The 24,382-nt window shown below is 73.5% G+C and carries 23 protein-coding genes; 13 read left to right on the top strand and 10 right to left on the bottom strand.

Features of this window, described 5'->3' with window-relative positions; all coding sequences use genetic code 11:
* The first annotated feature begins 37 nt into the window (after positions 1 to 37).
* Together AC51EU_RS01100 and AC51EU_RS01095 are read left to right on the top strand one after the other, a co-directional pair.
* The gene (locus tag AC51EU_RS01100; RefSeq protein ID WP_496264669.1) at positions 38 to 664 is read left to right on the top strand and encodes a helix-turn-helix domain-containing protein; all 627 of its coding nucleotides are present in this window, start codon (positions 38 to 40) and stop codon (positions 662 to 664) included.
* Between the two features lie 43 nt (positions 665 to 707).
* Complete coding sequence (locus tag AC51EU_RS01095; protein WP_496264668.1) at positions 708 to 893, top strand: DUF6126 family protein; 186 nt, start codon at positions 708 to 710, stop codon at positions 891 to 893.
* Between the two features lie 139 nt (positions 894 to 1,032).
* On the opposite strand, the gene AC51EU_RS01090 is transcribed toward AC51EU_RS01095, so the two are convergent.
* Together AC51EU_RS01090 and allB are read right to left on the bottom strand one after the other, a co-directional pair.
* Positions 1,033 to 1,638: a GPP34 family phosphoprotein gene (locus AC51EU_RS01090; RefSeq protein WP_496264667.1), complete on the bottom strand. Its 606-nt coding sequence runs from the start codon at positions 1,636 to 1,638 to the stop codon at positions 1,033 to 1,035.
* An 89-nt stretch (positions 1,639 to 1,727) separates the two neighbouring features.
* On the bottom strand, positions 1,728 to 3,071 hold the full coding sequence (allB, locus tag AC51EU_RS01085; RefSeq protein WP_496264666.1) for an allantoinase AllB: 1,344 nt from the start codon (positions 3,069 to 3,071) through the stop codon (positions 1,728 to 1,730).
* 477 nt (positions 3,072 to 3,548) lie between these two features.
* Here allB and AC51EU_RS01080 point away from each other — a divergent pair, with 477 nt between their 5' ends.
* A complete protein-coding gene (locus AC51EU_RS01080; RefSeq protein ID WP_496264665.1) occupies positions 3,549 to 4,355 on the top strand; it encodes an IclR family transcriptional regulator in 807 nt (268 codons plus the stop codon).
* Positions 4,356 to 4,373: 18 nt separating this feature from the next.
* On the opposite strand, the gene AC51EU_RS01075 is transcribed toward AC51EU_RS01080, so the two are convergent.
* Positions 4,374 to 4,709 (bottom strand): DUF5955 family protein, encoded by a 336-nt coding sequence (locus tag AC51EU_RS01075; protein ID WP_496264664.1) that lies wholly within the window; start codon positions 4,707 to 4,709, stop codon positions 4,374 to 4,376.
* Positions 4,710 to 4,888: 179 nt separating this feature from the next.
* On the opposite strand from AC51EU_RS01075, the gene AC51EU_RS01070 reads away from it, so the two are divergent.
* The 5 genes from AC51EU_RS01070 to AC51EU_RS01050 all read left to right on the top strand — a co-directional run bounded on the left by AC51EU_RS01070 (position 4,889) and on the right by AC51EU_RS01050 (position 9,828).
* Complete coding sequence (locus AC51EU_RS01070) at positions 4,889 to 5,644, top strand: N-acetyltransferase (protein WP_496264663.1); 756 nt, start codon at positions 4,889 to 4,891, stop codon at positions 5,642 to 5,644.
* Positions 5,645 to 5,830: 186 nt separating this feature from the next.
* Positions 5,831 to 6,055 carry a hypothetical protein gene (locus AC51EU_RS01065; RefSeq protein ID WP_496264662.1) on the top strand — a complete coding sequence of 75 codons (225 nt, stop codon included), beginning with the start codon at positions 5,831 to 5,833 and terminating at the stop codon, positions 6,053 to 6,055.
* Between the two features lie 62 nt (positions 6,056 to 6,117).
* Positions 6,118 to 6,777, top strand: a complete 660-nt coding sequence (locus tag AC51EU_RS01060) for a nucleotidyltransferase family protein (protein WP_496264661.1) — start codon at positions 6,118 to 6,120, stop codon at positions 6,775 to 6,777.
* Between the two features lie 253 nt (positions 6,778 to 7,030).
* Complete coding sequence (aceB, locus tag AC51EU_RS01055; RefSeq protein WP_496264660.1) at positions 7,031 to 8,668, top strand: malate synthase A; 1,638 nt, start codon at positions 7,031 to 7,033, stop codon at positions 8,666 to 8,668.
* Positions 8,669 to 8,961: 293 nt separating this feature from the next.
* A complete protein-coding gene (locus AC51EU_RS01050) occupies positions 8,962 to 9,828 on the top strand; it encodes a chitosanase (protein ID WP_496264659.1) in 867 nt (288 codons plus the stop codon).
* 114 nt (positions 9,829 to 9,942) lie between these two features.
* On the opposite strand, the gene AC51EU_RS01045 is transcribed toward AC51EU_RS01050, so the two are convergent.
* The 7 genes from AC51EU_RS01045 to AC51EU_RS01015 all read right to left on the bottom strand — a co-directional run bounded on the left by AC51EU_RS01045 (position 9,943) and on the right by AC51EU_RS01015 (position 15,592).
* Entirely contained in the window at positions 9,943 to 11,334 is a 1,392-nt protein-coding gene (locus AC51EU_RS01045) for an 8-oxoguanine deaminase (protein WP_496264658.1), read from the bottom strand.
* A 44-nt stretch (positions 11,335 to 11,378) separates the two neighbouring features.
* Complete coding sequence (locus tag AC51EU_RS01040; RefSeq protein ID WP_496264657.1) at positions 11,379 to 12,776, bottom strand: nucleobase:cation symporter-2 family protein; 1,398 nt, start codon at positions 12,774 to 12,776, stop codon at positions 11,379 to 11,381.
* A 77-nt stretch (positions 12,777 to 12,853) separates the two neighbouring features.
* Positions 12,854 to 13,801 carry a factor-independent urate hydroxylase gene (pucL, locus tag AC51EU_RS01035; protein ID WP_496264656.1) on the bottom strand — a complete coding sequence of 316 codons (948 nt, stop codon included), beginning with the start codon at positions 13,799 to 13,801 and terminating at the stop codon, positions 12,854 to 12,856.
* 7 nt (positions 13,802 to 13,808) lie between these two features.
* Complete coding sequence (gene uraH, locus AC51EU_RS01030; protein WP_496264655.1) at positions 13,809 to 14,213, bottom strand: hydroxyisourate hydrolase; 405 nt, start codon at positions 14,211 to 14,213, stop codon at positions 13,809 to 13,811.
* Between the two features lie 49 nt (positions 14,214 to 14,262).
* Complete coding sequence (gene uraD / locus AC51EU_RS01025) at positions 14,263 to 14,775, bottom strand: 2-oxo-4-hydroxy-4-carboxy-5-ureidoimidazoline decarboxylase (RefSeq protein ID WP_496264654.1); 513 nt, start codon at positions 14,773 to 14,775, stop codon at positions 14,263 to 14,265.
* Between the two features lie 170 nt (positions 14,776 to 14,945).
* Positions 14,946 to 15,326: a helix-turn-helix domain-containing protein gene (locus tag AC51EU_RS01020; protein WP_496264653.1), complete on the bottom strand. Its 381-nt coding sequence runs from the start codon at positions 15,324 to 15,326 to the stop codon at positions 14,946 to 14,948.
* Positions 15,323 to 15,592 (bottom strand): YkoF family thiamine-binding protein, encoded by a 270-nt coding sequence (locus AC51EU_RS01015; protein WP_496264652.1) that lies wholly within the window; start codon positions 15,590 to 15,592, stop codon positions 15,323 to 15,325. Before AC51EU_RS01015 ends, AC51EU_RS01020 begins: the two co-directional genes overlap by 4 nt.
* Positions 15,593 to 15,721: 129 nt before the next feature.
* Between AC51EU_RS01015 and AC51EU_RS01010 the strand changes: the two genes are divergently transcribed.
* The 5 genes from AC51EU_RS01010 to AC51EU_RS00990 form a co-directional block, all read left to right on the top strand.
* Positions 15,722 to 16,582 carry a TIM barrel protein gene (locus AC51EU_RS01010; protein WP_496264651.1) on the top strand — a complete coding sequence of 287 codons (861 nt, stop codon included), beginning with the start codon at positions 15,722 to 15,724 and terminating at the stop codon, positions 16,580 to 16,582.
* A gap of 13 nt (positions 16,583 to 16,595) precedes the next feature.
* On the top strand, positions 16,596 to 17,492 hold the full coding sequence (locus tag AC51EU_RS01005; RefSeq protein ID WP_496264650.1) for a 2-hydroxy-3-oxopropionate reductase: 897 nt from the start codon (positions 16,596 to 16,598) through the stop codon (positions 17,490 to 17,492).
* A gap of 173 nt (positions 17,493 to 17,665) precedes the next feature.
* Entirely contained in the window at positions 17,666 to 19,138 is a 1,473-nt protein-coding gene (locus tag AC51EU_RS01000) for a catalase (protein ID WP_496264649.1), read from the top strand.
* Positions 19,139 to 19,390: 252 nt separating this feature from the next.
* Positions 19,391 to 20,110, top strand: coding sequence for a hypothetical protein (locus tag AC51EU_RS00995; protein ID WP_496264648.1), 720 nt, complete (start codon positions 19,391 to 19,393; stop codon positions 20,108 to 20,110).
* A gap of 373 nt (positions 20,111 to 20,483) precedes the next feature.
* Positions 20,484 to 24,382 (top strand): Pls/PosA family non-ribosomal peptide synthetase (locus AC51EU_RS00990; protein WP_496264647.1); only part of this gene is annotated, 3,899 nt, incomplete at its 3' end.

Here is a 24,382-nt window from a genome sequence, read left to right as displayed (position 1 = left end):
TTTGCCTCTGAGGTCAAAGGGTCGTTATACCGGAGACATGACCGAGTACCCGGACGAGTCCGGCGCCGGCCCGGTGGCCGAGCTGCCGACCGTCGCCCCCCGCCTGCGCGAGCTGCGGCGCCGCAGCGGGCTGACACTGGAGTCCGCCGCCCGGCGGGTGGGGCTCTCGCCCGCCCACCTGTCGCGGCTGGAGACCAACCGCCGCCAACCGTCCCTGCCGATGCTGCTGGCCCTGGCCCGTACGTACGGCACCACGGTATCCGACCTGCTCGGCGAGACCGCGCCGGAGCGGGACCCGGTCCTGCGGGCCGGCCGCGGCGAGCCGTCCGAGGCCGGCGGCTGGACGTACTGGACGGTCGGCGGCGCCGGGCGCGCGATGCAGGCGCTGCGGGTACGGGTGCCGCACCGCGCCCAGGGCGACCTGGTGCGGGTGCACCCGGGCGAGGAGTGGCTGTACGTCCTCGACGGGCGGCTGCGGCTGACGCTCGGGGAGACCGTGCATCTCCTCGATCCGGGGGACGCGGCGCACTTCGACTCGTTGACGCCGCACCGGATCGCCGCCGCCTCACCGGGCGGCACCGAACTCCTGTTCGTCCACACTCTGCTGCAGAGCGGCGCCACCGAGCTGTGCCTGGGCGACAACGCCCCGCGCCGCGGCCTGTGACCCCGCGGACACACCCCGTACCGCAAGGGAAGGACCGTACGCCGTGACCGACCAGACCACTCCCCCGCCCGCCGCACCCGACCCCGCCCCCGAACCGGCGCCCGCCCGCGTCTACGTCGAGAACAAGGCACCCCGCGGGGTCTACGTCCGGGTCTTCATCTATGTCGTCGCCACCCATGTGCTGCTGGCCTTCATGAGCCTGCTGGTGATCATCGCCAAGTCCCGCTGACCCCGGGCGCGGGCCCGGCACACGGAGTCCGTCCGCGCCCTCTCCCCGGGCCGTCCGCCCGCTCCGGCGCGGACGCCGGTCCCACGGCCCTGGTGCGAGGAAGCCGCGGGTCCGTGTCATGGCGAGCCCGAGCCCCCCGTCAGTACCCCCGCCACACGTTGTCGAAGGCCGCCTTCTCGATGTTCCGCCGCTGGCGTACGGCCTCCAGTTCCGTCAGGGCGTCCTGCACCGTGCCGAGGACGGTCTCCACCGCCTCGCCGGTGGCGCCCGGTGCTTCGCCGGTGTCCGCGGCGGGGAGGCCGACGGCCGTCGCGAGGGCGTCGAGGACGGGTTCGCGTGCCGCCCGGCGGTCCCGCGCCCGGCGCAGAGCGGGCGAGTCGGCGAGGACGATCCGCCCCGCGCCGAGCGGCACCCCGCCGCGGAACCGCCGGGTGACCAGCCCGTCCGCCTCCAGGTCCGCGAGATGGGCGGCGGCCAGATCGCGGCCCCGGCGCCACAGCCAGTCCTCGGCCGGCTCGTACGGGGCCTCCTGGACGAGCGCCCCGGCGGCCTGGTCCAGCAGGCGGTCGTCCAGGGTGATCCGCAGGCCGGGGACGATCAGATCCCCGTCCAGCGTGACGACCTCGGCGGCCAGCAGATCGATCAGTTCGGCCCCGGCCAGCGCGAGCGACAGCACGCCCCGCTCCACGGGGTGCGCGGGCTCCGCGTCGAGGGCGGTGATCATCAGGTCCCGGGCTGTGGTCATGGACGCCTCCGCGTCGGGGACGGCGTACGGGCCGGACGGCCCGCCACGAGCCTACGGAGCGGACCCGGCGGGTGCACCCCGTACCCGCGTCATCCCTGGTGCGGGCGGGCGAGAAGGCGCCCCGTGGGCCCGGTGAGGGTGCCGTGGTCGTGAATCCTGCGGCCGCGCAGCCAGGTCGAGCGGACCACGCCGTGCAGGGTCCGGCCGGCATAGGCGGTGATCCTGTTGCGGTGGTGGAGGGCCTCCGGGTCGACGGTGAAGGTGGCGTCGGGGTCGAAGACCGTGAGGTCGGCGTCGCGGCCGGGGGCGATGGCGCCCTTGGCACCGAGGCCGGCCAGGGCCGCGGGGGCGGTGGACATCCAGCGGGCCACGTCGTCCAGGGTGCGGCCCCGGCGGCGGGCGGCGGTCCAGACGGCGGACAGGCCGATCTGGAGGGAGGAGATGCCTCCCCAGGCCGTACCGAAGTCGGCGGTCTTGAGGTCGGCGGTGGAGGGCGAGTGGTCGGAGACGACGCAGTCGATGGTGCCGTCGGCGAGGCCCTGCCACAGGGCGTCCTGGTTGGCGGCCTCGCGGATCGGCGGGCAGCACTTGAACTCCGTGGCGCCGTCGGGGATCTCCTCGGCCGTCAGGGTCAGGAAGTGGGGGCAGGTCTCGGCGGTGATCCGGACGCCGTCGGCCCTGGCGGCGGCGATGAGCGGCAGCGCGGCGGCGGAGGACAGGTGCAGGACGTGCACCCGCGCGTCGAGCCGCCGGGCGAGCGCGATCAGCCGGGCGACGGCGTCGCGCTCGCAGGCCGGGGGGCGGGAGGCGAGGAAGTCGGCGTAGCGGGGGCCGTGCGGCTCGGGTGCCGCCTCCAGGTGGCCGGGATCCTCGGCGTGGACGATCAGCAGGCCGTCGAAGCCGGCGATCTCCTCCAGGGCCGTGGTCAGCCGTTCCTCGTCGAGCGGGGGGAACTCGTCGACGCCGGAGGGCGAGAGGAAGCACTTGAAGCCGAGGACCCCGGCGTCGTGGAGGGGGCGCAGCTCGGCGGTGTTGTCCGGTACGGCGCCGCCCCAGAAGCCGACGTCGACGTGTACGGAGCCGTGCGCCACGCCGCGTTTGGTGGCGAGGTGGGCGGCGGTGGTGGTGGGCGGCAGGCTGTTGAGGGGCATGTCGACGAGGGTGGTGATGCCGCCCGCCGCGGCCGCGCGGGTGGCGCTCTCGAAGCCCTCCCAGGTGGTGCGCCCGGGGTCGTTGATGTGCACATGGGTGTCCACCAGGCCGGGGAGCAGCACCTGGTCGCCGAGGTCCTCGACGTCCGTGCCCGCCGGGGCGGGTGTGTCGTACGGGAGTACCGCGGTGATGGTGCCGCCGCTCACGGCGACGGACGCGGGGCGGGTCCCGCGCGGGGTGACGACACGGGTGGAGCGCAGCATCAGCTCGGCCTCGGACACCTGGTCCCCTTCTCGTTCCGTCGTACGCGTTCCGCGGGGTCGCCGTGTGCGCCGCCGGGCGGGCCGCGGCGCGTGTGCCGGACGGGCGGACGGGCGGCCCCGACGGGGGGATTCAACAGACTGTTGAGCGGAGTCTTCACCGCCGACGGCACCCCGTCAAGGCATCCTGACGAGGCACCGGGAGGCGCGTCCGCACCGCCACTCCCTGTTCGACTCCTTCCGCGAAGCGATCGGAGGATTCCGCCCGCCAGAAGGAGGGCTCCCCCGGGAAACACCCCGCCCTCCCCGGCGGCGCCCGGACACGAGGGGCCTGACCGGCGGGAACGAGTCCGCGGCACCCCGCGTGCCGCCGGGGCAAGGACCGGTAGGCTGCTGCGGTCGGGCCGGGGCACGACCGGGGAGCAGGGCGGAGCAGGTCCACCGGGCACCCGGGCCCGTACCGACCAGAGTCACCGCCCGTCCGAAAGGAAACGCGACGTGCCGCCGTCCAGCGCCAGCACCCCCGCCGCCGAGAACAAGCCCGCGGGCGCGACCGGCGGGGTCCAGTCCCTCGAACGCGCCTTCGACCTCCTGGAGCGCATGGCCGACGCCGGCGGCGAGGTCGGCCTCAGCGAGCTCTCCACCAGCAGCGGACTGCCGCTGCCGACCATCCACCGGCTGATGCGCACCCTGGTCGCCTGCGGCTACGTCCGCCAGCAGGCCAACCGCCGGTACGCCCTCGGGCCCCGGCTGATCCGGCTCGGCGAGAGCGCGTCCCGGCTGCTGGGCACCTGGGCCCGCCCGTTCCTGGCCCGCCTGGTTGAGGAGACCGGCGAGACCGCCAACATGGCACTGCTCGACGGCGACGAGATCGTGTACGTCGCCCAGGTGCCGTCCCGGCACGCGGTGCGGATGTTCACCGAGGTCGGCCGCCGCGTCCTGCCGCACACCACGGGTGTGGGCAAGGCGCTGCTGGCCGGTCTGCCCCCGGAGGAGGTCCGCGCGCTGCTCGTCCGTACGGGGATGCCGGCCGCGACCGAGAAGACCATCACCGACCCGGACGTCTTCCTCGACGCCCTCACCGAGGTCCGCCGGCTCGGCTACGCGGTGGACGACAACGAGCAGGAGATCGGCGTGCGCTGCTTCGCGGTGCCGGTGCCGAACTCCCCCACCTCGGCGGCGATCTCGATCTCGGGCCCGACGGGCCGGGTGACCGAGGCGTCGACCGGGAAGGTCGTTCCGGTGCTCCAGGACGTGGCGGCACAGCTGTCGGAGGCGCTGGCCAACCAGGCGCCCGCGCAGTAGGGCTGACCGCCATGGCGGTCAGCCGCCGGGCAGCACCCCGAACCGCTCGATACCCTCACGCACCTCGGCCAGCGCCGGCCACAGCGCGCTGACCGAGCCGACGGCCCCGGCGATCAGCAGCAGCGAGCGGCGCAGCCGGGGCACATCGGGCCGCCCGAGGCGCATCATCGCGTCCAGGGCGGCCAGTTCCTCGTCGGCGGCCGCCCTGTCGGGCAGCTCGCCGGGGAGGCGGGCCAGCTGGCGGCGCAGGCGGGCCACCGCCGTACGCAGCGCCCGCACCCTGCCATCGTCCTCACCGGACGCCCTTCCGCCGCCCTGCCGTCCCTTGTCCGTCTGCGCGTCTTCCCCAACCATGGCTTCACCCAAGCCCGTTGACCGGTTCTGCGGTGCGGGCAAGTTAACGCCAGGGGGTGCCGCGGACGCCATACGCGGGACGGAATCGGTCGGGTGCTATCGGGCGCGGGGCGCACGGATGGTGCGGGCAGGCGTCAATTCCCGTGCGGGCGCGCGGAAGCTGTGGCAGGGTCCGCACCGTGGACATCAAGATCACCTCGTGTGCCGAGCGGCCTTCGCTGACCGCCCGGCTCTACGAGATCGACGAGAACTGGCCGGCGTTCATACCCGAGGACCCGGTGGCCGGCGCCCTGCTGTACCGGGTGCCCGAGGACTTCCCGCACCACTGCGTGGTGGCGACCGACGGCGACCGGGTGGTGGCGCGCGGCCTCGCGGTGCCGTTCAACGCGGCGCTCGAAGGCCGCGAGGAGACCCCGGACCAGGGCTGGGACCGCGTCCTGGCCTGGGCGTTCGCCGATCAGTACGACGGGATCGCGCCGACGGTGGCCAGCGCGCTGGAGATCACGATCGATACGGCGTACCTCGGTCGCGGGCTCTCGCACCGGATGGTGGCCGCCCTGAAGGACGCCGTCGGGCGGCAGGGGCACGACACGCTGCTGGCGCCGGTCCGCCCGACGGCGAAGCATCTGCGTCCGCACGTCCCGATGGCCGAATATGCGCGTCAGCAGCGTGCCGACGGGCTGCCGTCGGACCCGTGGCTGCGCGTCCACGTCAGGGCGGGCGGCACCATCGAGAAGATCGCCCCCGCCTCGATGACGATCGGCGGCTCGCTCGCGCAGTGGCGGGAGTGGACCGGTCTGCCCTTCGACCGCGACGGCGGCATCGAGGTGCCCGGCGCGCTGGTTCCGGTGCGCTGCGACACCGCGCACGACCACGCGGTCTACACCGAGCCGAACGTCTGGGTCCGTCACCGCCTCGGGCCGCGCGACAGCTGAGGGAGCGCCGGGGCCGGGTGACCTCCGCCCCCGGCCCCTCCGGTGTCACATGACACCTGGTCAGAACGTGCGTTCTCCGGACCACCCGTTGGCATGGCCATACGACAACCGACGCGTAGGAGCGGGCCGGGTGGAGCATTCTCACTTCCGGGAGATATCCGGCATATCAGTGGAGCGGAGAGCGCCATGGAGCACAACAGCGACCCCGACACCGGCCCGGACCACCAGCACACCGGCGTGGTGCACCTCATCTGCCGCGCGTACGGCCTCTCGGACGTATCCCAGATCACCATGGCGCACATATACCGCTATGTCATCGAGCGTCGGCTCGCGGAGGAGCGGAACCACCGCTCCCGGAAGACACCGCACCCGCTGATCCCCCGTCAGCGGACCGCCGACGACGCAGCCTGATTCCGGGCGTGCGGCGCGCCGCCGCCGCACGGCGAAAGGCCGCGATGAGGTAAGCAGTCCTCATGGCACAGACATCCGACCGGCAGCAGACGGCACCCGGGTCCGGCGGCCGGGTGGCGGGACTGCTGCTGGCGGCGGGGGGCGGCCGCCGGCTGGGCGGCCGCCCCAAGGCCCTGCTGGAGCACCGGGGACACCCCCTGGTCGACCATGCGGCGCGGGCGCTGCGGGACGGCGGCTGCGACCCGGTACATGTCGTACTGGGCGCGGCCGCCGCGACCGTACGCGCCCGCGCCGCCCTCACGGGCCTGCGGGTCCACGAGAACCCGGACTGGCCCCTCGGCATGGGCACCTCCCTGCGCACGGGCCTCACGGCTCTGGCCGGCTCGGGCGCGGACGCGGTGGTGGTGACCCTCGTCGACCAGCCGGGCATCGGCGCGGCGGCCGTCGCCCGCCTGCGCCACGCCTGCACGGGCCCCGCCTCCCTGGCCGCCGCCACCTACCGGGGCAGACGCGGACACCCGGTCCTGCTCGGCGCCACCCACTGGCCCGCCATCGCGGCAACCGCCGAGGGCGACCGGGGCGCCCGCGCCTACCTGGAGCGCCACGCGAGCACCCTCACCCTCGTCGCCTGCGACGACATCGCCGAGCCCTATGACATCGACACTCCTGGGGACTTGTTCCGACTGGAGGGCCGTGACGGCCCCTCACCCGGGAGCCCGTAGGGCGCCGCGCCGCCGGACGGCCCGCGCGGCGCGCCCGGACGCCCCGCCGGACGGCACCCCGGGCCATCTCTTCGGCCTTTCCGCCGACGCGAGGAATCCCGGCCCCCACGAAGCATTGAAGTTCCGCGATAAGAAAACTAGTCTCCACTGGTCAGAAGCGCCCTGAACCCAGACGGCGCCCGCGGCTGTTCGTGGCACCCCGTGCCGTGGGCGCCCCGGCAGCGGGCACCGCCGCCGAATGGAGTGACCGCTCATGTCCGCACCAGCGCCGTCCCCGCTGGCCATCGCCGTCGATCCCGAGCACGTCCCCGCGCGGCAGGACGAGGTCCTCACCGACGCCGCCCTCGCGTTCGTCGCCGAGTTGCACCGCCGGTTCACCCCGCGCCGTGACGAGCTGCTCGCGCGGCGCGCCGAGCGCCGGGCGGAGATCGCCCGTACCGCCACGCTCGACTTCCTCCCGGAGACCGCGCACATCCGGGCCGACGACAGCTGGCGGGTCGCCGAGGCGCCCGCGGCGCTCGACGACCGGCGGGTGGAGATCACCGGCCCCACCGACCGCAAGATGACCGTGAACGCGCTCAACTCCGGCGCCAAGGTCTGGCTCGCCGACTTCGAGGACGCCACCGCGCCCACCTGGGGAAACGTCATCGGCGGTCAGATCAATCTGATCGACGCCTATGAGCGTCGCATCGACTTCACCTCCCCGGAGGGCAAGTCGTACGCCCTGCGTCCGGCGGAGGAGCTGGCCACCGTCGTGGTGCGGCCGCGCGGTTGGCACCTCGACGAGCGTCATCTGCGGTACGAGGGCCGCGCGGTCCCGGGCGCGCTGGTCGACTTCGGCCTGTACTTCTTCCACAACGCCGCGCGGCTGATCGCCCTCGGCAAGGGCCCGTACTTCTACCTCCCGAAGACCGAGTCGCACCTGGAGGCCCGCCTCTGGAACGACGTCTTCGTCTTCGCGCAGGATCATCTCGGCATCCCGCGGGGCACGGTCCGCGCCACCGTCCTCATCGAGACGATCACGGCGGCGTACGAGATGGAGGAGATCCTCTACGAGCTGCGCGACCACGCCTCGGGGCTGAACGCGGGGCGCTGGGACTATCTCTTCTCCCTCGTCAAGAACTTCCGTGACGGGGGCGACCGGTTCGTCCTCCCGGACCGCAACGCGGTCACCATGACCGCCCCGTTCATGCGCGCCTACACCGAACTGCTCGTCCGCACCTGCCACAAGCGCGGTGCGCACGCCATCGGCGGCATGGCCGCCTTCATTCCCAACCGCCGCGACCCGGAGGCCAACGAGAAGGCCCTCGCCAAGGTCAAGAACGACAAGGACCGGGAGGCCGGCGACGGTTTCGACGGTTCCTGGGTCGCCCATCCCGACCTGGTCCCGATCGCCCGCGCCTCCTTCGACGCCGTTCTCGGGGACCGGCCGCACCAGAAGGAGCGGCTGCGCGAGGACGTCTCGGTCTCCGCCGCCGACCTCATCGCCGTCGACTCGCTGGACGCCCGGCCCACGTACCAGGGCCTGGTCGACGCCGTCCGGGTCGGCATCCGCTACATCGAGGCATGGCTGCGCGGCCTCGGCGCCGTCGCGATCTTCGGACTGATGGAGGACGCGGCCACCGCGGAGATCTCCCGCTCCCAGATCTGGCAGTGGGTCGACGCCGGAGTGGTCTTCTCCGAGCCCGGCCACGAGGGCACACGGGTCACCGCCGACCTCGTCCGTACCATCGCCGCCGACGAACTCGCCGCCATCCGGGCCGAGACCGGGGAGGACGCCTTCGCCGCCGGCGCCTGGCAGGAGGCCCATGACCTGCTTCTCCAGGTCTCCCTGGACGCCGACTACGCGGACTTCCTCACCCTGCCCGCGTACGAGCGGCTGACCGACTGAGCGGCCGGAGCGCGTCCCGCGACGGGCCGCACCCAGCCCCGACGGCCACCCCGTCCCGCGTGAGAAGCGGGCCGGGGTGGCCGTCTTTAGGGAAACACCCACACTTCTCCGCGAGACATCAACTCGCCCTGAAACCATGCACGTTGACGAGGATTCCACCCTCGCGCCCGCCGCGCGGGAAGCGCGTGCCGCATGATCGCGTCCGACGGGTATCCGCCCCCTCCGGTTTCTGGTAGGAAAGCTTCCTAACGATTGGAGTAGCCCCAACGGCACACTCCTGAACGGAGGACACCATGCGCTCCCGATCGGCAGGAAACCGCCTGCCCAAGGCCGCCGTCCGCGTCGCCCTCGGTCTCGCCCTGCTCGCCGTACCGGCGACGGCCGTCGCCGCCACCGCCCCCGCGGGCGGCGGGAAGGCCGCGGCCCACACCGGGGCCAGGTCCGCGAAGGCCGTCGGGCTCGACGACCCGGCGAAGAAGGAAATCGCGATGAAGCTGGTGTCCAGCGCGGAGAACTCCTCGCTGGACTGGAAGGACCAGTACAAGTACATCGACGACATCGACGACGGCCGCGGCTACACCGCGGGCATCGTCGGCTTCACGTCCGGCACGGGCGACATGCTCGACGTCGTCGAGCTCTACACCAAGCGCAAGCCCGACAACATCCTCGCCAAGTACCTCCCGGCGCTGCGCAAGGTCAACGGCAGCGACTCGCACAAGGGCCTGGACCCCACGTACAAGAAGGACTGGGAGAAGGCCGCCAAGGACACGGTCTTCCAGCAGGTGCAGAACGACGAGCGCGACCGCCTCTACTTCAACCCCGCGGTCAAGCGCGGCAAGGAGGACGGGCTCGGCGCGCTGGGCCAGTTCGCGTACTACGACGCACTCGTGATGCACGGTGACGGCGACAGCAAGACCGACTTCTCCGGCATCCGCAAGCGGGCGCTGTCCAAGGCGAAGCCGCCGGCCCAGGGCGGCGACGAGGTGAAGTACCTCAACGCGTTCCTCGACGCCCGGGTGTGGGCGATGAAGCAGGAGGAGGCGCACGAGGACACCAGCCGCGTGGACACCGCGCAGCGCGTCTTCCTCAAGAAGAAGAACCTCAACCTGGACCCGCCGCTGGACTGGAAGGTCTACGGCGACTCGTACCACATCGGCTGAGGCGCACGGCGGGCGGCGCGCCCCGCCGTCCGCTCCGGCGGCCCGTGCCGGACGGTTCTCCCCGTCCCGCACGGGCCGCGCCGGTTGCGCTCGCGGACCATGGCCGATGCCCGGTCAGCCCCCGGCCGCGAGCCGGGCCAGTCGCCGCGCCTCGTCCCGTGCGGCGCGGGCGACGGCGTCCTCGTCGACGCGGGTCAGCCGGCCGTTCTCGACGACGGGCCGGCCGCCGGCCAGGGAGAGGGTGACGGGCGCCGCGGGCCCGAGGACCAGGGCGGCGACCGGGTCGGCGATGGTGGAGTGTCCCAGGCCGTCGAGCTTCCACAGCACCAGGTCGGCGAGCTTCCCGGCCTCCAGTGAGCCGGTCTCGGCGGCGCGGCCGAGGACGCGGGCACCGCCGTGGGTGCCCAGCCGCAGGGCGGAACGGGCGGTGAGGGCGGACTCCTTGCGGGGGCCCAGGCGGTTGATGAGCAGGGCGTTGCGCAGTTCGGTGTGGAGTTCGCCGGACTCGTTGGAGGCGGTGCCGTCCACGCCGAGGCCGACCGGGATGCCGGCGGCGAGCATGTCGGGGACGCGGGCGATCCCGGCGGCGAGGCGGGCGTTGGAGGAGGGGCAGTGCGCGACGCCGGTGCCGGTGCGGGCGAAGGCGGCGATGTCGGCGTCGGTCATGTGGACGCAGTGCGCCATCCACACGTCCTCGCCGAGCCAGCCCGTCGACGCGAGGTAGTCGGTCGGTCCGGTGCCGAACAGTTCGTGGCAGAACCGCTCCTCCTCCGCCGTCTCCGAACCGTGGGTGTGCAGCCGTACGCCCTTGCGGCGGGCGAGTGCGGCGGATTCCCGCAGCAGCGCGGTGGAGACGGAGAACGGGGAGCAGGGGGCGACGGCGATGTGCGTCATCGAGCCGAACGACGCGTCGTGATGGGCGTCGACCGCCTCCTCCGTCGCGCGCAGGGCGCCCTCGGTGGTCTCGACGGCGAAGTCCGGGGGCAGTCCGCCGTCCTTCTCCCCGCGGTCCATGGAGCCGCGGGCGAGGGTGATCCGGGCGCCGACGTCCGCGGCGGCGGCGAGTTCGGCGGCGACGAGGTCACCGCTGCCGCGGGGGAAGACGTAGTGGTGGTCGCAGGCGGTGGTGACGCCGCCCTTGACCATCATGCCGAGGGAGGCGCGGGTGGCGGCGGCGAGCATGGGGGCGTCGATACGGGCCCATACCGGGTAGAGGGCGACGAGCCAGTCGAAGAGGTGGTGGTCGGTGGCCAGGCCGCGGGTGAGCCACTGGTAGAAGTGGTGGTGGGTGTTGACCAGGCCCGGGGTGGCGAGGTGGCCGGTCGCGTCGATACGGCGGACGACACCGGTCAGGCCGTCGGGGGCCCGGCCCGCCCCCACCGACTCGATGAGGTCGCCCGCGACGACGAGATGTCCCGTGGCGTACTCGGTGTCGTCGGCGTCGACGGTCGCGATCGCGCAGTTCTCGATGACGAGGCGTTCGACCGCGCTGCGGGGGGAGGCCATGGTGCTTCCTGCTTTCGTGGCGGACGGTTCGGATACGGCCGGCCCTATGGGAGAGGAGGGCCGGACGAGGCGGCCGGGACGGCCGTGGTGCGGGATGCGCCGCGGTTGCCGAGGTGGTGGAAGAACAGGTTGAGGACCACCGCGACCAGGGCGCCCGCGCTGATGCCGGAGCCGAGCACGGTCTGCGCCCACTGGGGGAACTCCGCGTAGAAGGCGGGTGCGGCGAGCGGGATGATGCCGGCGCCGAGGGAGACGGCCACCAGCACGATGTGGGAACTCTCGTCGAGCCCCGCCTCGGCGAGGGTACGGATGCCGCTGACGGCGATGGAGCCGAACAGGACGATCCCGGCGCCGCCGAGCACCGGCATCGGCACCAGCGCGACGACCGCGCCGAGCACGGGGAACGCGCCGAGGACGATCAGGACGGCACCGGCCAGCGCGACGACATAGCGGCTGCGGACGCGGGTGAGCGAGACGACGCCGACGTTCTGCGCGAAGGCGCTGGTCGGGAAGCCGCCGAAGACGGGGCCGAGGAAGGTGGCGAGACCGTCGGTGCGCAACCCGCGGGTGAGGGTGCGTCCGTCGCAGGGGCGGTCGCAGATCTCGCCGAGGGCGAGCATCCCGGCCGCGGACTCCGTCATCAGGACGAGCATCACGATGCACAGGGACAGGATGGCTGCGGGGTGGAACTCGGGCGGCCCGTACGCGAAGGGGGCGGGCAGGGCGGCCAGTGGCGCGGCGCGCAGTTCGTCGAGGCTGGCCATGCCGAACGGGACGGCCGCGAGGGTTCCGGCGGCGAGGCCGATGAGCAGGGCCGTCCGGCGGACGAATCCCCGGCCGAAGCGCTGGACGAGGAGGATCACCACAAGGGTGAAGCCGGCCAGCGCGAGCTGGTGCGGGGCGCCGAAGTCGGGGGCGTGGCGGTCGCCGCCCTGGGCCCAGCCGACGGGTACGGGCATCAGGGTGACGCCGATGAGGGTGATGACGACGCCGGTGACCAGGGGCGGGAAGTAGCGCAGCAGCCGTCCGAAGAACGGTCCCGCCAGCAGGCAGAAGGCGCCCGCGACCATCACCGCGCCGTAGATCGCGGGGAGTTGGTGTCCCTTGGTGCTGGTCTCGGCGATGGCGAGCATCGGGGTGATGCCGGCGGAGCTGGCGGCGTTGACGAACGGCAGGCGGTTGCCGGCGAAGCGCCGGATGCCGAGGGTCTGGAGCAGGGTCGCAAGGCCGGCGATGAGCAGTCCGGCGGCGATGAGGCGGGTGCGGCCGGCGGGGTCGAGGCCGACGGCCTGGCCGATGACGAGTGGCGGGGTGACGACGCCGGCGTACATGGCGGCGATGTGCTGGAGGGCCGCGGGAACGAGTTGTCTCGGCGCCGGTCTGTCGTCCACCGGGTGGACCGGTGGGGCGGGGCGGGCAGGGGGGTGGGGGTGCTGTGCCATGGGGGTCCCCTCGGAAGGCGCCCTCCCCCCGCTGCGGGACGGGGAGAGGGCGTGTGGCACGGTGCCGCTTCGGGCCGTCAGACGTGGGTGAGGTCCACGGGGATCTCGGCTTCGGCGCCGTCGCGCAGGACGGTGGCCTCGATGAGGCCGTACGGGCGGTCCGCCGCGTAGTAGACGCCGCCGTCGGCGGCCTCGTTCGTCAGGCCGAACGGTTCGAGGTCCACGAGGAAGTGGTGCTTGTTCGGCAGGGAGAACCGCACTTCGTCGATCTCGGGGCGGTTGTTGATGATCCGTGAGCCCATCTGGTACAGGGTCTGCTGGAGGGAGAGGCTGTAGGTCTCGGCGAAGGCGTGCAGCAGGTGCTTCCTGGCCTGGGCGTAGGAGCGTTCCCAGTCGGGCATCGGGGTGTCGTCGTCGGTCCAGTTGTGGCGCCAGCGGCCGGAGACCTCGGTGGCGAGGATGCGGTCGCGGTCCTCCTTGAGGGTGGTGTACCGGTCCTTGGCGAAGCCCCAGAACTCCGAGTGGGTGGAGTTCATCACGACGAGGTCCTTCAGGCCGGAGATGATCTGCCACTGCTGCCCGTCGTAGGTGATCTGGGCGACCCGGGTCTCCTGTCCCTTGCGGGCGAAGGAGTGCTGGATGTCGTCGGCGCCGACGAAGCGGGAGCCCGCGTCGGAGGTCTCGATGCGCTCCCAGGCGTATTCCTCGATACGGATGCGGGCGGTGGTGATCGCTTCCTGGCTGGTGACGAACCAGCGCGCGAGGTGGATGCCGAACTGTTCGGCGGACTCGATGCCGTGTTCCTTGGCGAAGGCGAAGACGGTGTTCTTGGTGGTGTCGGTGGTCAGGATGTTGGCGTTGGAGCCGGAGAGGTGGACGTCCTCCATGTCGCCGGAGAGGGCCACCGAGACGTTGAGGTCCTTGATGTGGTGGGTACCGCCGTCGCGGGTGATCTTGACGACGCGGTTCTCCGACTTGCCGTACTGGTTCTGGCCGAGCGTCACCGTGCGGGAATGAGCGGTCATGTCGGTGCTAGCTCCCTCGGTATACGGAGTAGCCGAACGGGTTGAGCAGCAGCGGTACGTGGTGGTGCTCGCCCGGTGTGACGGCGAAGGTGACGGCCACTTCCGGGAAGAACGTGCCGCTGTCCCTGGTGCGGGGGGCGTCCTGCTGTTCCTCGGCTTGCGGGTCGGTGCGGTGCCGGCGGGGGACGAAGTAGTCCTCGACGGCGAAGTCGAGCCGTACATGGGTGGTGCCGTCGGGCAGCGGGGGGAGGCCGGCGCAGCGTCCGTCCGCGTCGGTCGTGGCGGCACAGTGGGGACGCCAGTCCGCGTCGCGTCCCGCGCGCACGGCGAGGGTGAGGGCGACGCCCCGCGCGGGGTGGCCGGCGCTGGTGTCGAGGATGTGCGTGGACACCGTGGTGCGGCCGGCGCTCACGCCGCCGTGCCCCGTCCGTGCGGGGCGCGTCCTGCGGCGGTGCGCTCACTCATTCCGTTTCTCCTTGTGCGAGGCGGGTCAGACGGATGCGGTTGATCTTTCCCAACTCCTCCAGGACGATGCGGCGTTCCTCCTCCGGCGTGTTGCCGAGGCGGTCGCGCAGGGCGTCGCGCATCTGCTCCCCGGTGCGGCCGGTGGCGCAGATCAGGAAGACGTGCCCGAACTTCTCCTGGTAGGCGAGGTTCCCCCGGAGCATGTCCTCCTGGACCCGGGCCGGTGCTCCGGCCATGCCGCGCTGTTCGCGGGCGGAGGTGGCGTCGCCGGGCGCCGGGCGGCCGATGGGCGGGTGCCCGGCCATGGCCTGTGCCAGGTCCCGCGCGCTGAGCGCGGCGGTGGCGGCGTCGCCCGCCGCGCACAGGGCGTCGGTGGTGGCGAACGGGCGCCGGGCGAGCAGGGCCTCGGCCCAGGCCCGGCTGGTGCACACGGTGAGCAGTGCGGCCCGGACCGTGGCGTCGTCGGCGGTGTTGAGGCGGGCGAGGCCCGGGGGCGAACTCGAAGACACGCGAGCCTCCGTGGCAGGGTGCGGTCCGGCTCTGCTGACGGGAATCAGCTAAGACCTCCGGCAACATCGCGTCAACACTTTGTTGAAAATTCGGCGTCGTACGAGGGACGCGGAAGCCGCCGTCCGGATGCTCCCCGGACGGCGGCCCCCGACACCTCGGCCGTGGCGCCTCAGCTCTCGCGCCCGGCCGCGTTCTCCCTGTTCAGGTAGTTGTAGATAGTGAATCTGCTGACCCCGAGGGCCCTCGCCACCGTCTCCACCCCGTGGCGCACGGAGAAGGCTCCGCGGGCCTCCAGGACCCGTACCACCGACTGCTTGGTCCTGCGGTCGAGGTCGGCGAGGGGCACGCCGTGCCGGCGCTCCAGCTCGGCGAGGAGATGGCCGAGCGAGTCCGACAGATGCGGCAGCCGCACCGCCACCCGGTCCTCGCCCTCCCAGGCCAGGACGACATCGTCGCCCCGGGCGTGTTCGGGCGCGACCATGGTGCCGCCCATCGCGTCGACCAGCGGTTTGACGGCCTGGACGAAGGGGTCGTCGGCGGGTCCGCTCACCGGGCGGCCCCCTCGGGGGCCACGGCACCGTCGACCACATTGACCTGGAGCGAGACCCGGGTGGCGCCCGCCGCCAGGGTGTCGCGCAGCAGCGCCGCCACCGCGTCGAGGACACGGTCCGCCTCGCCCTCGGCGGTGTTGCCGAACGGGCCGACGTCGACGGCGTCCAGAGCGGCGCCGGTGACGACCTCCCGCGCCACCACCGCATGGGGCGGCGCCTCGTCCAGATCGAACGGTTCCGTGGTGAACTCCACTCTCAATCGCACGCCGTTCAACCTACGCGGGGGACGCCGCCGTCACCAGGAAAGGCGCAGGCCGCCTCTTGACACCTTTCCGACACCCGCTCACTCTTTTCCGGGAAGCAAAAGTTCTGTTTCATTATTCGGAAGGTGTGTATGGGTTTCGCGGACACGCGCTTCACCGTCAACCTGTCGATCCTGTTCACCGAACTCCCCCTGCTGGAGCGGCCGGCCGCCGCGCGGGCCGCGGGGTTCACGGCGGTCGAGCTGTGGTGGCCGTGGCCCGGGGCACCGGTGCCCGAGCAGGCGGAACTGGACGCGCTGCGCACCGCCCTGACGGATGCGGGAACCCGGCTGACCGGGCTCAACTTCTACGCCGGGCGGCTGCCGGGACCTGACCGGGGCGCGCTGTCCGTGCCGGGCGAGGAGTCCGCGCGTTTCCGGGCCAATGTGCCGGTGGCGGTGGAGTTCGGCCGGTCGCTGGGCTGCACGTCCTTCAACGCGCTCTACGGCAACCGCGTCGAGGGCGTGTCCGCCGCCGCGCAGGACGCCCTGGCGCTGGAGAACCTGGCGTTCGCGGCCCGTACGGCGGCCACGGCCGGCGGCACCGTGCTGGTCGAGGCGCTCAACGCCCGCGAGTCGCCCGCCTGCCCGATCACCCGCGCCTCGCGGGCCGTGGAGGTCGCCGACGCGGTCGACGCGGCGACCGGGCTCGGCAACGCCCGTTTCCTGATGGACCTGTACCACCTGTCCATGGGCGGCGAGGACCTGGACGAGGTCATCGACCGGTACGCCGCCCGGACCGGTCACGTCCAGATCGCGGACAACCCCGGGCGGGGCGCCCCCGGCACCGGGTCGCTGGACCTCGCCGCCCTGCTGGAGCGGCTGCGCGGTGCCGGATACGACGGCTGGGTCGGACTGGAGTACACGCCGGGCGGCGGGCCGAGCGCCGGGGCGTTCTCCTGGCTGCCCGCCCCGCTGCGACCCGCCCGCCGGCCGCCGTCCGAGACGATGTGAGAGAGGCTGTGCGATGAGCGAACTGCCCAAGGTCGCGTGGATCGGACTGGGGATCATGGGATCGCCCATGTCCGAGAACCTGCTCAAGGCCGGTTACCCGGTGACCGGTTACACCCTGGAACGGACCAAGCTCGACCGTCTGGCCGCGGCCGGAGGGACCCCCGCGTCGGGAGTGGCCGAAGCGGTGCGGGACGCCGATGTGGTGATCACGATGGTGCCCGCCTCGCCGCAGGTGGAGGCCGTCGCCCACGGGCCGGACGGCATCCTGGAGAACGCCCGGCCCGGCACTCTGCTGATCGACATGTCCTCGATCACCCCGCGGACCTCCGTCGAACTGGCCGCGGCCGCGGCCCCCAAGGGCATCCGCGTCCTGGACGCGCCGGTCTCCGGCGGGGAGGCCGGGGCCGTCGAGGCGTCACTGTCCGTCATGGTCGGCGGGGAGCAGGCCGACTTCGACGCCGCCCGGCCGCTGCTGGAGACGCTGGGCACCACCGTCGTACGGTGCGGTCCGCACGGCTCGGGCCAGACGGTCAAGGCCGCCAACCAGCTGATCGTGGCCGCCACCCTCCAGGTCTGCGCCGAGGCCGTCGTCTTCCTGGAGAAGTCCGGGGTCGATCTGGCGGCGGCCCTCGACGTCCTGGGCGGCGGGCTCGCGGGCTCCGCCGTGCTGACCCGCAAGAAGGACAATTTCCGCCACCGTGACTTCCGTCCGGGCTTCCGTGTCGATCTCCACCACAAGGACATGGGCATCGTCACCGAGGCCGCGCGCGCCGTGGGCGCCGCGCTGCCCGTGGGCACCGTCACCGCCGGGCTGGTGGCGTCGCTGCGCGCCCAGGGCGACGGCGGGCTGGACCACTCCGCCCTGCTGCGCGGCGTCGAACGCCTCTCCGGGTACCCGGCGGACGCCTGACGCGGCCCCTTGAGCCCCGGTCGGCGGCCGCGACGGCACCTGTCCGGTCGCGCCCCGGCGCGGCCGCCGCCCGGAACCCCTTTGTTTCAACAAAGTGTTGACGACTGGTCGGGGCGGTTCCTACGCTCCCGGCACGCGGAATCCCGCTTCCGCACCCTCGACGGAAGGTCACCATGTCGAAGCCCACGCCCACGGCACGCACTCTGACCACCGAATCCGGCGCCCCCGTCGCCGACAACCAGAACGCCGCCACCGCCGGCATCGGTGGCCCTCTCCTCCTCCAGGACCAGCACCTTCTGGAGAAGCTCGCCCGCTTCAACCGCGAGCGCGTCCCGGAGCGCGTCGTGCACGCCCGGGGCTCGGGCGCGTACGGCCACTTCGAGGTGACCGACGACGTCACCGCCTGGACCCGGGCCGGGTTCCTGGGCGCCGTCGGCAGGCGCACCGAGCTGTTCGTCCGCTTCTCGACGGTGGCCGACAGCCTCGGCGGACCGGACGCGGCACGCGACCCCCGGGGTTTCGCGGTCAAGTTCTACACCGAAGAGGGCAACTACGATCTCGTCGGCAACAACACGCCCGTCTTCTTCGTCAAGGACCCGCTGAAGTTCCCCGACTTCATCCACTCCCAGAAGCGCGATCCGTTCACCGGCAGGCAGGAGCCGGACAACGTCTGGGACTTCTGGGCCCACTCCCCCGAGGCGACCCACCAGGTCACCTGGCTGATGGGCGACCGGGGCATCCCCGCCTCCTACCGCCACATGAACGGCTACGGGTCGCACACGTACCAGTGGACCAACGCCGGGGGCGAGGTCTTCTGGGTCAAGTACCACTTCAAGACGAACCAGGGCATCCGCTGTCTGAGCAGCGAGCAGGCCGCCGAACTCGCGGGCAGGGACCCCAACAGCCACCAGACCGATCTGCTCCAGGCCATCGAGCGCGGTGTGCACCCGTCCTGGACGCTGTATGTGCAGGTCATGCCCGCGGCCGAGGCGGCGCACTACCGCTTCAACCCGTTCGACCTCACCAAGGTCTGGCCGCACGCGGACCATCCGCTGCGGCGCGTGGGGCGTCTGGTGCTCAACCGCAACCCGGAGAACGTCTTCGCCGAGGTCGAGCAGGCCGCCTTCTCCCCGAACAACTTCGTCCCCGGCATCGGACCGTCCCCGGACAAGATGCTCCAGGGCCGGCTGTTCGCCTACGCCGACGCCCAGCGCTACCGCCTCGGCGTCAACCACACCCGGCTCCCGGTCAACGCGCCCCGGGCCACCACGGCGGACAACTACGGCCGCGACGGCCTCATGGCCACCACCGTCCCCGACCGGCACGCCAAGAACTACGAACCGAACTCGTACGGCGGGCCCGTCCAGACCGGGACGCCGCTGTCCGCCCCGACACCCGTCTCCGGCCACACCGGCACCCACGAGGCCCCGGCGCACACCAAGGACGACGACTTCTTCCAGGCGGGCGAACTGTTCCGGCTGATGTCCGAGGACGAGAAGGGGCGGCTGGTGGACACCATCGCCGGGGGCCTGTCCCAGGTGACCCGCGACGACGTGGTCGACGCGAACACCGCCCACTTCCGCGCCGCCGACCCGGAGTACGGCGCGCGCGTCGAGGCCCGGGTCCGCGAACTGCGCGAGGACTGAGGGGCGTTCGGCCTCCCGCGACGGCGGAACGCCGCAGGTGAACGGCCGGTACGCCGCGACGGCGGGTACCGGCCGGCCGCCGGACGGTCACCGCCCCCGGCCCCCGCTTCCAGGGGGGCGGCCGGTGCCGGTGGGCCGTCACCGACCTGCGGAGATCGGCGTGAAAGGGCCCCGGGCAGAGGGTTTCGGAGGGACCATGGAGGGCAGCGGCGGCAGAGGAGCCCCGCTCGGACCGACCTGCCAGGAGCCAGCATGGCCGACAGCGTGCCGGTGCGGTGCCCCACGTGCCGCCGCGAGAACGCCTTCACCCCGCCCACCTTCCCCTGCGCCTGCGGCGCCCCGCTCACGGTGCCCGTGCTGCGCGGCGGCGTCCCCGTCGAGATCGTGCACCGCACCTGGCAGTCCTCCTGGGTGGAGGTGCGCTGCGAGGTCTGCGGACGGCTGGACGAATGGCCGGCACCGGAGAGCGGCTGCCCCTGCGGCACGGTCGTCCGGGTGCCCGTCGCCCCGGTGCCCGCACCGCCGCCCGGTGTCCGCGCGCCGGAGCGGCAGGAGACGGTCCCCGCCCCGGGCGCGGTGGTACGGCCGGTGTTCCGGCCGGTCACCATCCGTACCGCCCGTGACTGTGTCACCGCCGCCGCGCAGTATCTGAAGTGGCTGGGTTTCACGGACGTGGCCCGCACTCATGAGCGCACCGCCTCCGGCGTGGACCTGCGCGGCACCGGGGTCGTCGCCCAGGTCGACCCGACGACGCGGTCCACCGCGGTACGGGAGATCGAGTGCGTCTGGCTCAACGGCCTCCAGGCCTCGGCCGTCGCGGTCTTCTTCTCCCTCGCCGGATACGCCCGCGACGCCCGTGCCCGCGCCGACGAGCTGTTCCTGCCGCTGTTCGTCATGGACCTCACCGGCACCCCGCAGCCGGTCAACGACCCGGCGGACGAACTGATCCAGTACGGCGCGCGGGGGCGGTGACGCCCCCGCGGGGACACTGACGGCGAAGCACCTCAAGCACGGCAAAGCATCGATACGGGACGAACGCGTACCCTTGTCCTACGCGTACCTCTCCACGGAACGCCCAGTGTTCACCGGGACACCGCGCTCCCTCCACCCGGCGTGACGAACACCAGGCACGGGCTCCGTCAAGTCCTCCCCATGGGGTGGTCAGGGGCCCGGTCGCACGGTCCGGGACGGACCAGGGCGGGCGGCACCCGCGTGCACCCCAGGGCATGTTCGATTTACGGAGACATGGTCACGGATGGCGAACCCTTGACCGGGACGGGCCATCTGTCCGGGCGGATGTCCGCAGGGCATCCGCACCACCGGCGTCGAAAACCGAGGCTTGCCGATGTCTTCCCTGCTTGCCCCCCGAGACCTGCCGGAGCCCGGCCCCGCGGCGGCCGTGTACCGCGCAGCGCCCCCTCCCCCGCCCCGCACCCTCGTCGACGTGCTGGAGGCCACCGCCGCCGCCCATCCCACGGCCGCCGCCCTCGACACCGGCACGGACGTCCTCGACTACCGCACCCTGCGCGACGAGGCCGCCCGCCGGGCCGCCCGGCTCACGGAGCTGGGCATCGGCCCCGGCGACCGGGTCGGCGTCCGCGTCCCCTCCGGCACCGCCGAGCTCTACCTCACCGTCCTGGCCGTCCTGCACAGCGGCGCCGCCTATGTCCCCGTGGACGCCGACGACCCCGACGAACGGGCCGCCACCGTCTTCGCGGAGGCCGGGGTCCGCGCCGTGGTGGGCGCAGACGGCCGGGCCGAACGCCGGGGCGAGGGGGGCGGAAGGCCCGACGGGCGCGCCCCGGCGCCGGACGACGACGCCTGGGTCATCTTCACCTCCGGGTCGACCGGCACCCCCAAGGGCGTCGCCGTCACCCACCGTTCCGCCGCGGCCTTCGTCGACGCCGAGGCCCGGCTGTTCCTCCGGGACGGCGGGCCGCCGCTCGGCCCCGGGGACCGGGTACTGGCCGGGCTCTCGGTGGCCTTCGACGCCTCCTGCGAGGAGATGTGGCTGGCCTGGCGGCACGGCGCCTGCCTGGTCCCGGCGCCGCGCTCCCTGGTGCGGGCCGGGCACGAGCTGGGCGGATGGCTGGTCGAGCGCGGGATCACCGTGGTGTCGACCGTGCCGACCCTGGCCGCGCTGTGGCCGGACGAGGCACTGGCCCGGGTACGGCTGCTGATATTCGGCGGGGAGACCTGCCCGTCCGCCCTCGTGGAACGGTTCGCCGCCCCCGGCCGGGAACTGTGGAACACCTACGGCCCGACCGAGACCACCGTCGTGGCGTGCGCGGCCCTGCTGACGCCCGGCGCACCGGTCCGTATCGGGCTGCCGCTGGACGGCTGGGACCTCGCGGTGATCGACGCCGACGGGCAGCCGGTGCCGTACGGCGGCGAGGGGGAACTGATCGTGGCGGGCGCGGGAGTGGCCCGCTACCTCGACCCCGCCAAGGACGCCGACCGCTTCCGGCCCAGCACCGTCCTGGGCACGGCCCGCGCCTACCGCACCGGCGACCTCGTCCGCGCCGAACGCTCCGGCCTCGTCCACCTCGGCCGCGCCGACGACCAGGTCAAACTCGGCGGCCGGCGGATCGAGCTGGGCGAGATCGACGCGGCGCTCGGCGCCCTCGACGGCGTCCACGCCGCGGCCGCCGCCGTACGGACGACGCCCGCGGGCACCGAGGTCCTGGTCGGCTACGTCGTCCCCCGGGACGGGACGCCCTTCCGGCCCGACCACGCCCGCGGCGCCCTGGCGAACCGGCTGCCGGCCGCCCTCGTCCCCGTCCTCACCGAGATCGCCGCACTGCCCGTCCGCACCTCCGGCAAGGTGGACCGCGACGCCCTGCCCTGGCCGCCGCCCTCCGCCGAGGACGACGACACGGCGGACGCGCTGCCGCAGGGCACCGAGGCGCGGCTGGCCCGGCTGTGGGAGGGGCTGCTCGGCGTCCGGCCCGGCCCCGACGACGACTTCTTCGCCCTGGGCGGCACCAGCCTGACCGCCGCGCACCTGGCCTCCGCCCTCCGCCCGGACCACCCGGGCGTCTCCGTCGCCGACCTCTACCGGAGGCCCGTGCTGCGGGACATGGCCGCCGTCCTCGACGCCCTGGAGCCCTCCGGCGGCACCACCCGCCCGGTGCGCCCGGTACGGCGGCGGACCGGCGCGGTCCAGCTGTGCGTCCAGGCCGCGCTGTCCGGGGTGACGGGGCTGCGCGCCCTGCTCGGCCTGATGGCCGCCGACAACGTCATGGCCCTGCTGAACCCCCGGGTGTGGGAGCCGCACACCTCCTGGTGGGCGCTGCTGGCGGGGTGGCTGCTCCTGATGAGCGCCCCGGTCCGGTTCCTGGTCGGCACGGGCTCCGCCCGGCTGCTGACCCGCGGCCTGGTGCCCGGCGACTACCCGCGGGGCGGCCGGGCCCATCTGCGGCTGTGGGCCGCGGGCCGGGTCGTCCAGGTCTTCGGCGTCCCCGCCCTGCTGGGGACCCCCTGGGCGAGCCGGTACGCGCGGGCCCTGGGCTGCCGCGTCGGCGAGGACGTGGCCCTGCACACCATGCCCCCGGTGACCGGCCTCGCGGAGTTCGGTGACGGCGCGAGCGTGGAGGCGGAGGCCGATCTGGCCGGCTGGTGGCTGGACGGGGAGACCCTGCGGGTCGGTGCCGTACGCGTCGGGGCCGGGGCCCGCGTCGGGCACCGCGCCATGCTGATGCCGGGCGCGGAGGTGGGCCCGGGCGCCGAACTGGGTCCCGGCGCGTGCCTGGACGGCACGGTGCCCGCCGGGGAACGGTGGACCGGCTCGCCGGCCCGCCCCGCCGAGCGCCGGGCGGCGGACACCGCCTGGCCGGACCGGCACCCGCGCCGCACCCGCCGAAGGACCCTCGTCTACGGCCTCTCCCTCGCCGGTCTCCCGGCGCTCCCGGCGCTCGCGGCGGTGCCCGCGCTGGCGGTCGTCTGGCTGGTGCTGCGGGGCAGTACCAGCCTCGCCGGGTCCGCGCTGCGGCTGTTCGGTGCCGCGCCGCTGATCGCGATCGTGGCGATGCTGTCCTGGTCGGCGCTGACGGCCTGCCTGATCCGGCTGCTGGGGCGCGGTGTCCGGCCCGGCCTCCACCCCCAGTGGGGCCCGGTCGCCTGGCGCGCCTGGCTGGTGACCCGGCTCGCCGACGGGGCCCGGCGCAGCCTCTTCCCGCTGTACGCGAGCCTGGTGACGCCGTGGTGGCTGCGGCTGCTGGGCGCCCGCGTCGGGCGGCGCGCGGAGATCTCGACGGTGCTGCCGCTGCCGTCCCTGCTGGCCGCCGACGACTACGCGTTCCTCGCGGACGACACCCTCGTCGCCCCGTACGAGCTGCGCGGCGGCTGGATGCGGCTGGGGACGGCGCGGATCGGCCGGCGGTCCTTCGTCGGCAACTCCGGGATCGTGGGCCCGGACCGCGCGGTCCCCGAGGGCGGGCTGATCGGGGTGCTGTCGGACGCGCCCGAGCACAGCGCGCCGGGGACGTCGTGGCTGGGGCGGCCGGCGATGCCGCTGCCGCGGGTGGCGGCGTCCGGGGACCCGTCCCGTACGTTCGAGCCGCCGCGCCGGCTGGTGGCGGCGCGCGGCGCGGTGGAGCTGTGCCGGGTGCTGCCGCTGATGTGTGCGACGGCGTTGCTCCAGATCCTGCTGGTCGGTCAGGAGACGGCGCTGACCTGGGGCGGGCTGGGGTTCGCGGTGCTGGTGACGGTGCCGCTGGTGCTGCTGACCGCGGTGGCCGCGGGGCTGATCGCGACGGCGGCGAAGTGGCTGCTGGTGGGCCGCTTCCGGCGGGGCGAGCATCCGTTGTGGTCCTCGTTCGTGTGGCGCAACGAGCTGTACGACACCTTCGTCGAATCGCTCGCCGTCCCCTGGATGGCCCGGCACTTCCTGGGCACGCCGGTCCTGAACTGGTGGCTGCGCAGCCTGGGCGCGCGGGTCGGGCGCGGGGTGTGGTGCGAGACGTACTGGCTGCCGGAGACGGACCTGGTCATCCTCGGGGACGGCGTGAGCGTCAACCGCGGGTGCGTCCTGCAGACCCATCTGTTCCACGACCGCATCATGCGGCTGGACACCGTCCGGCTGGCAGCGGGTTCCTCGCTGGGCCCGCACGGCATCGCGCTGCCCGGCACCGATATCGCCGAGCACGCGTCCATCGGGGCGTCGTCGCTGGTGATGCGCGGGGAGAGCGTCCCGGCGGGCACCCGGTGGGCGGGCAACCCGATCGCGGGTGTCCGGGAGCCGGT

This window comes from Candidatus Streptomyces philanthi (assembly GCF_059553635.1).
This window is presented reverse-complemented; position numbering and strand designations above follow the sequence as displayed.

Bases quoted from the DNA above. Each gene is read 5' to 3' on its own strand.
- AC51EU_RS01065 (WP_496264662.1), top strand. From the start codon at position 5,831: ATGGAGCACAACAGCGACCCCGACACCGGCCCGGACCACCAGCACACC.
- AC51EU_RS01100 (WP_496264669.1), top strand. From the start codon at position 38: ATGACCGAGTACCCGGACGAGTCCGGCGCCGGCCCGGTGGCCGAGCTG.
- aceB (WP_496264660.1), top strand. From the start codon at position 7,031: ATGTCCGCACCAGCGCCGTCCCCGCTGGCCATCGCCGTCGATCCCGAG.
- AC51EU_RS01005 (WP_496264650.1), top strand. From the start codon at position 16,596: ATGAGCGAACTGCCCAAGGTCGCGTGGATCGGACTGGGGATCATGGGA.
- AC51EU_RS01040 (WP_496264657.1), bottom strand. From the start codon at position 12,776: ATGGCACAGCACCCCCACCCCCCTGCCCGCCCCGCCCCACCGGTCCAC.
- AC51EU_RS01090 (WP_496264667.1), bottom strand. From the start codon at position 1,638: ATGACCACAGCCCGGGACCTGATGATCACCGCCCTCGACGCGGAGCCC.
- pucL (WP_496264656.1), bottom strand. From the start codon at position 13,801: ATGACCGCTCATTCCCGCACGGTGACGCTCGGCCAGAACCAGTACGGC.
- AC51EU_RS01045 (WP_496264658.1), bottom strand. From the start codon at position 11,334: ATGGCCTCCCCCCGCAGCGCGGTCGAACGCCTCGTCATCGAGAACTGC.
- AC51EU_RS01060 (WP_496264661.1), top strand. From the start codon at position 6,118: ATGGCACAGACATCCGACCGGCAGCAGACGGCACCCGGGTCCGGCGGC.
- AC51EU_RS01050 (WP_496264659.1), top strand. From the start codon at position 8,962: ATGCGCTCCCGATCGGCAGGAAACCGCCTGCCCAAGGCCGCCGTCCGC.
- AC51EU_RS01075 (WP_496264664.1), bottom strand. From the start codon at position 4,709: ATGGTTGGGGAAGACGCGCAGACGGACAAGGGACGGCAGGGCGGCGGA.
- AC51EU_RS01010 (WP_496264651.1), top strand. From the start codon at position 15,722: ATGGGTTTCGCGGACACGCGCTTCACCGTCAACCTGTCGATCCTGTTC.
- AC51EU_RS00995 (WP_496264648.1), top strand. From the start codon at position 19,391: ATGGCCGACAGCGTGCCGGTGCGGTGCCCCACGTGCCGCCGCGAGAAC.
- AC51EU_RS01000 (WP_496264649.1), top strand. From the start codon at position 17,666: ATGTCGAAGCCCACGCCCACGGCACGCACTCTGACCACCGAATCCGGC.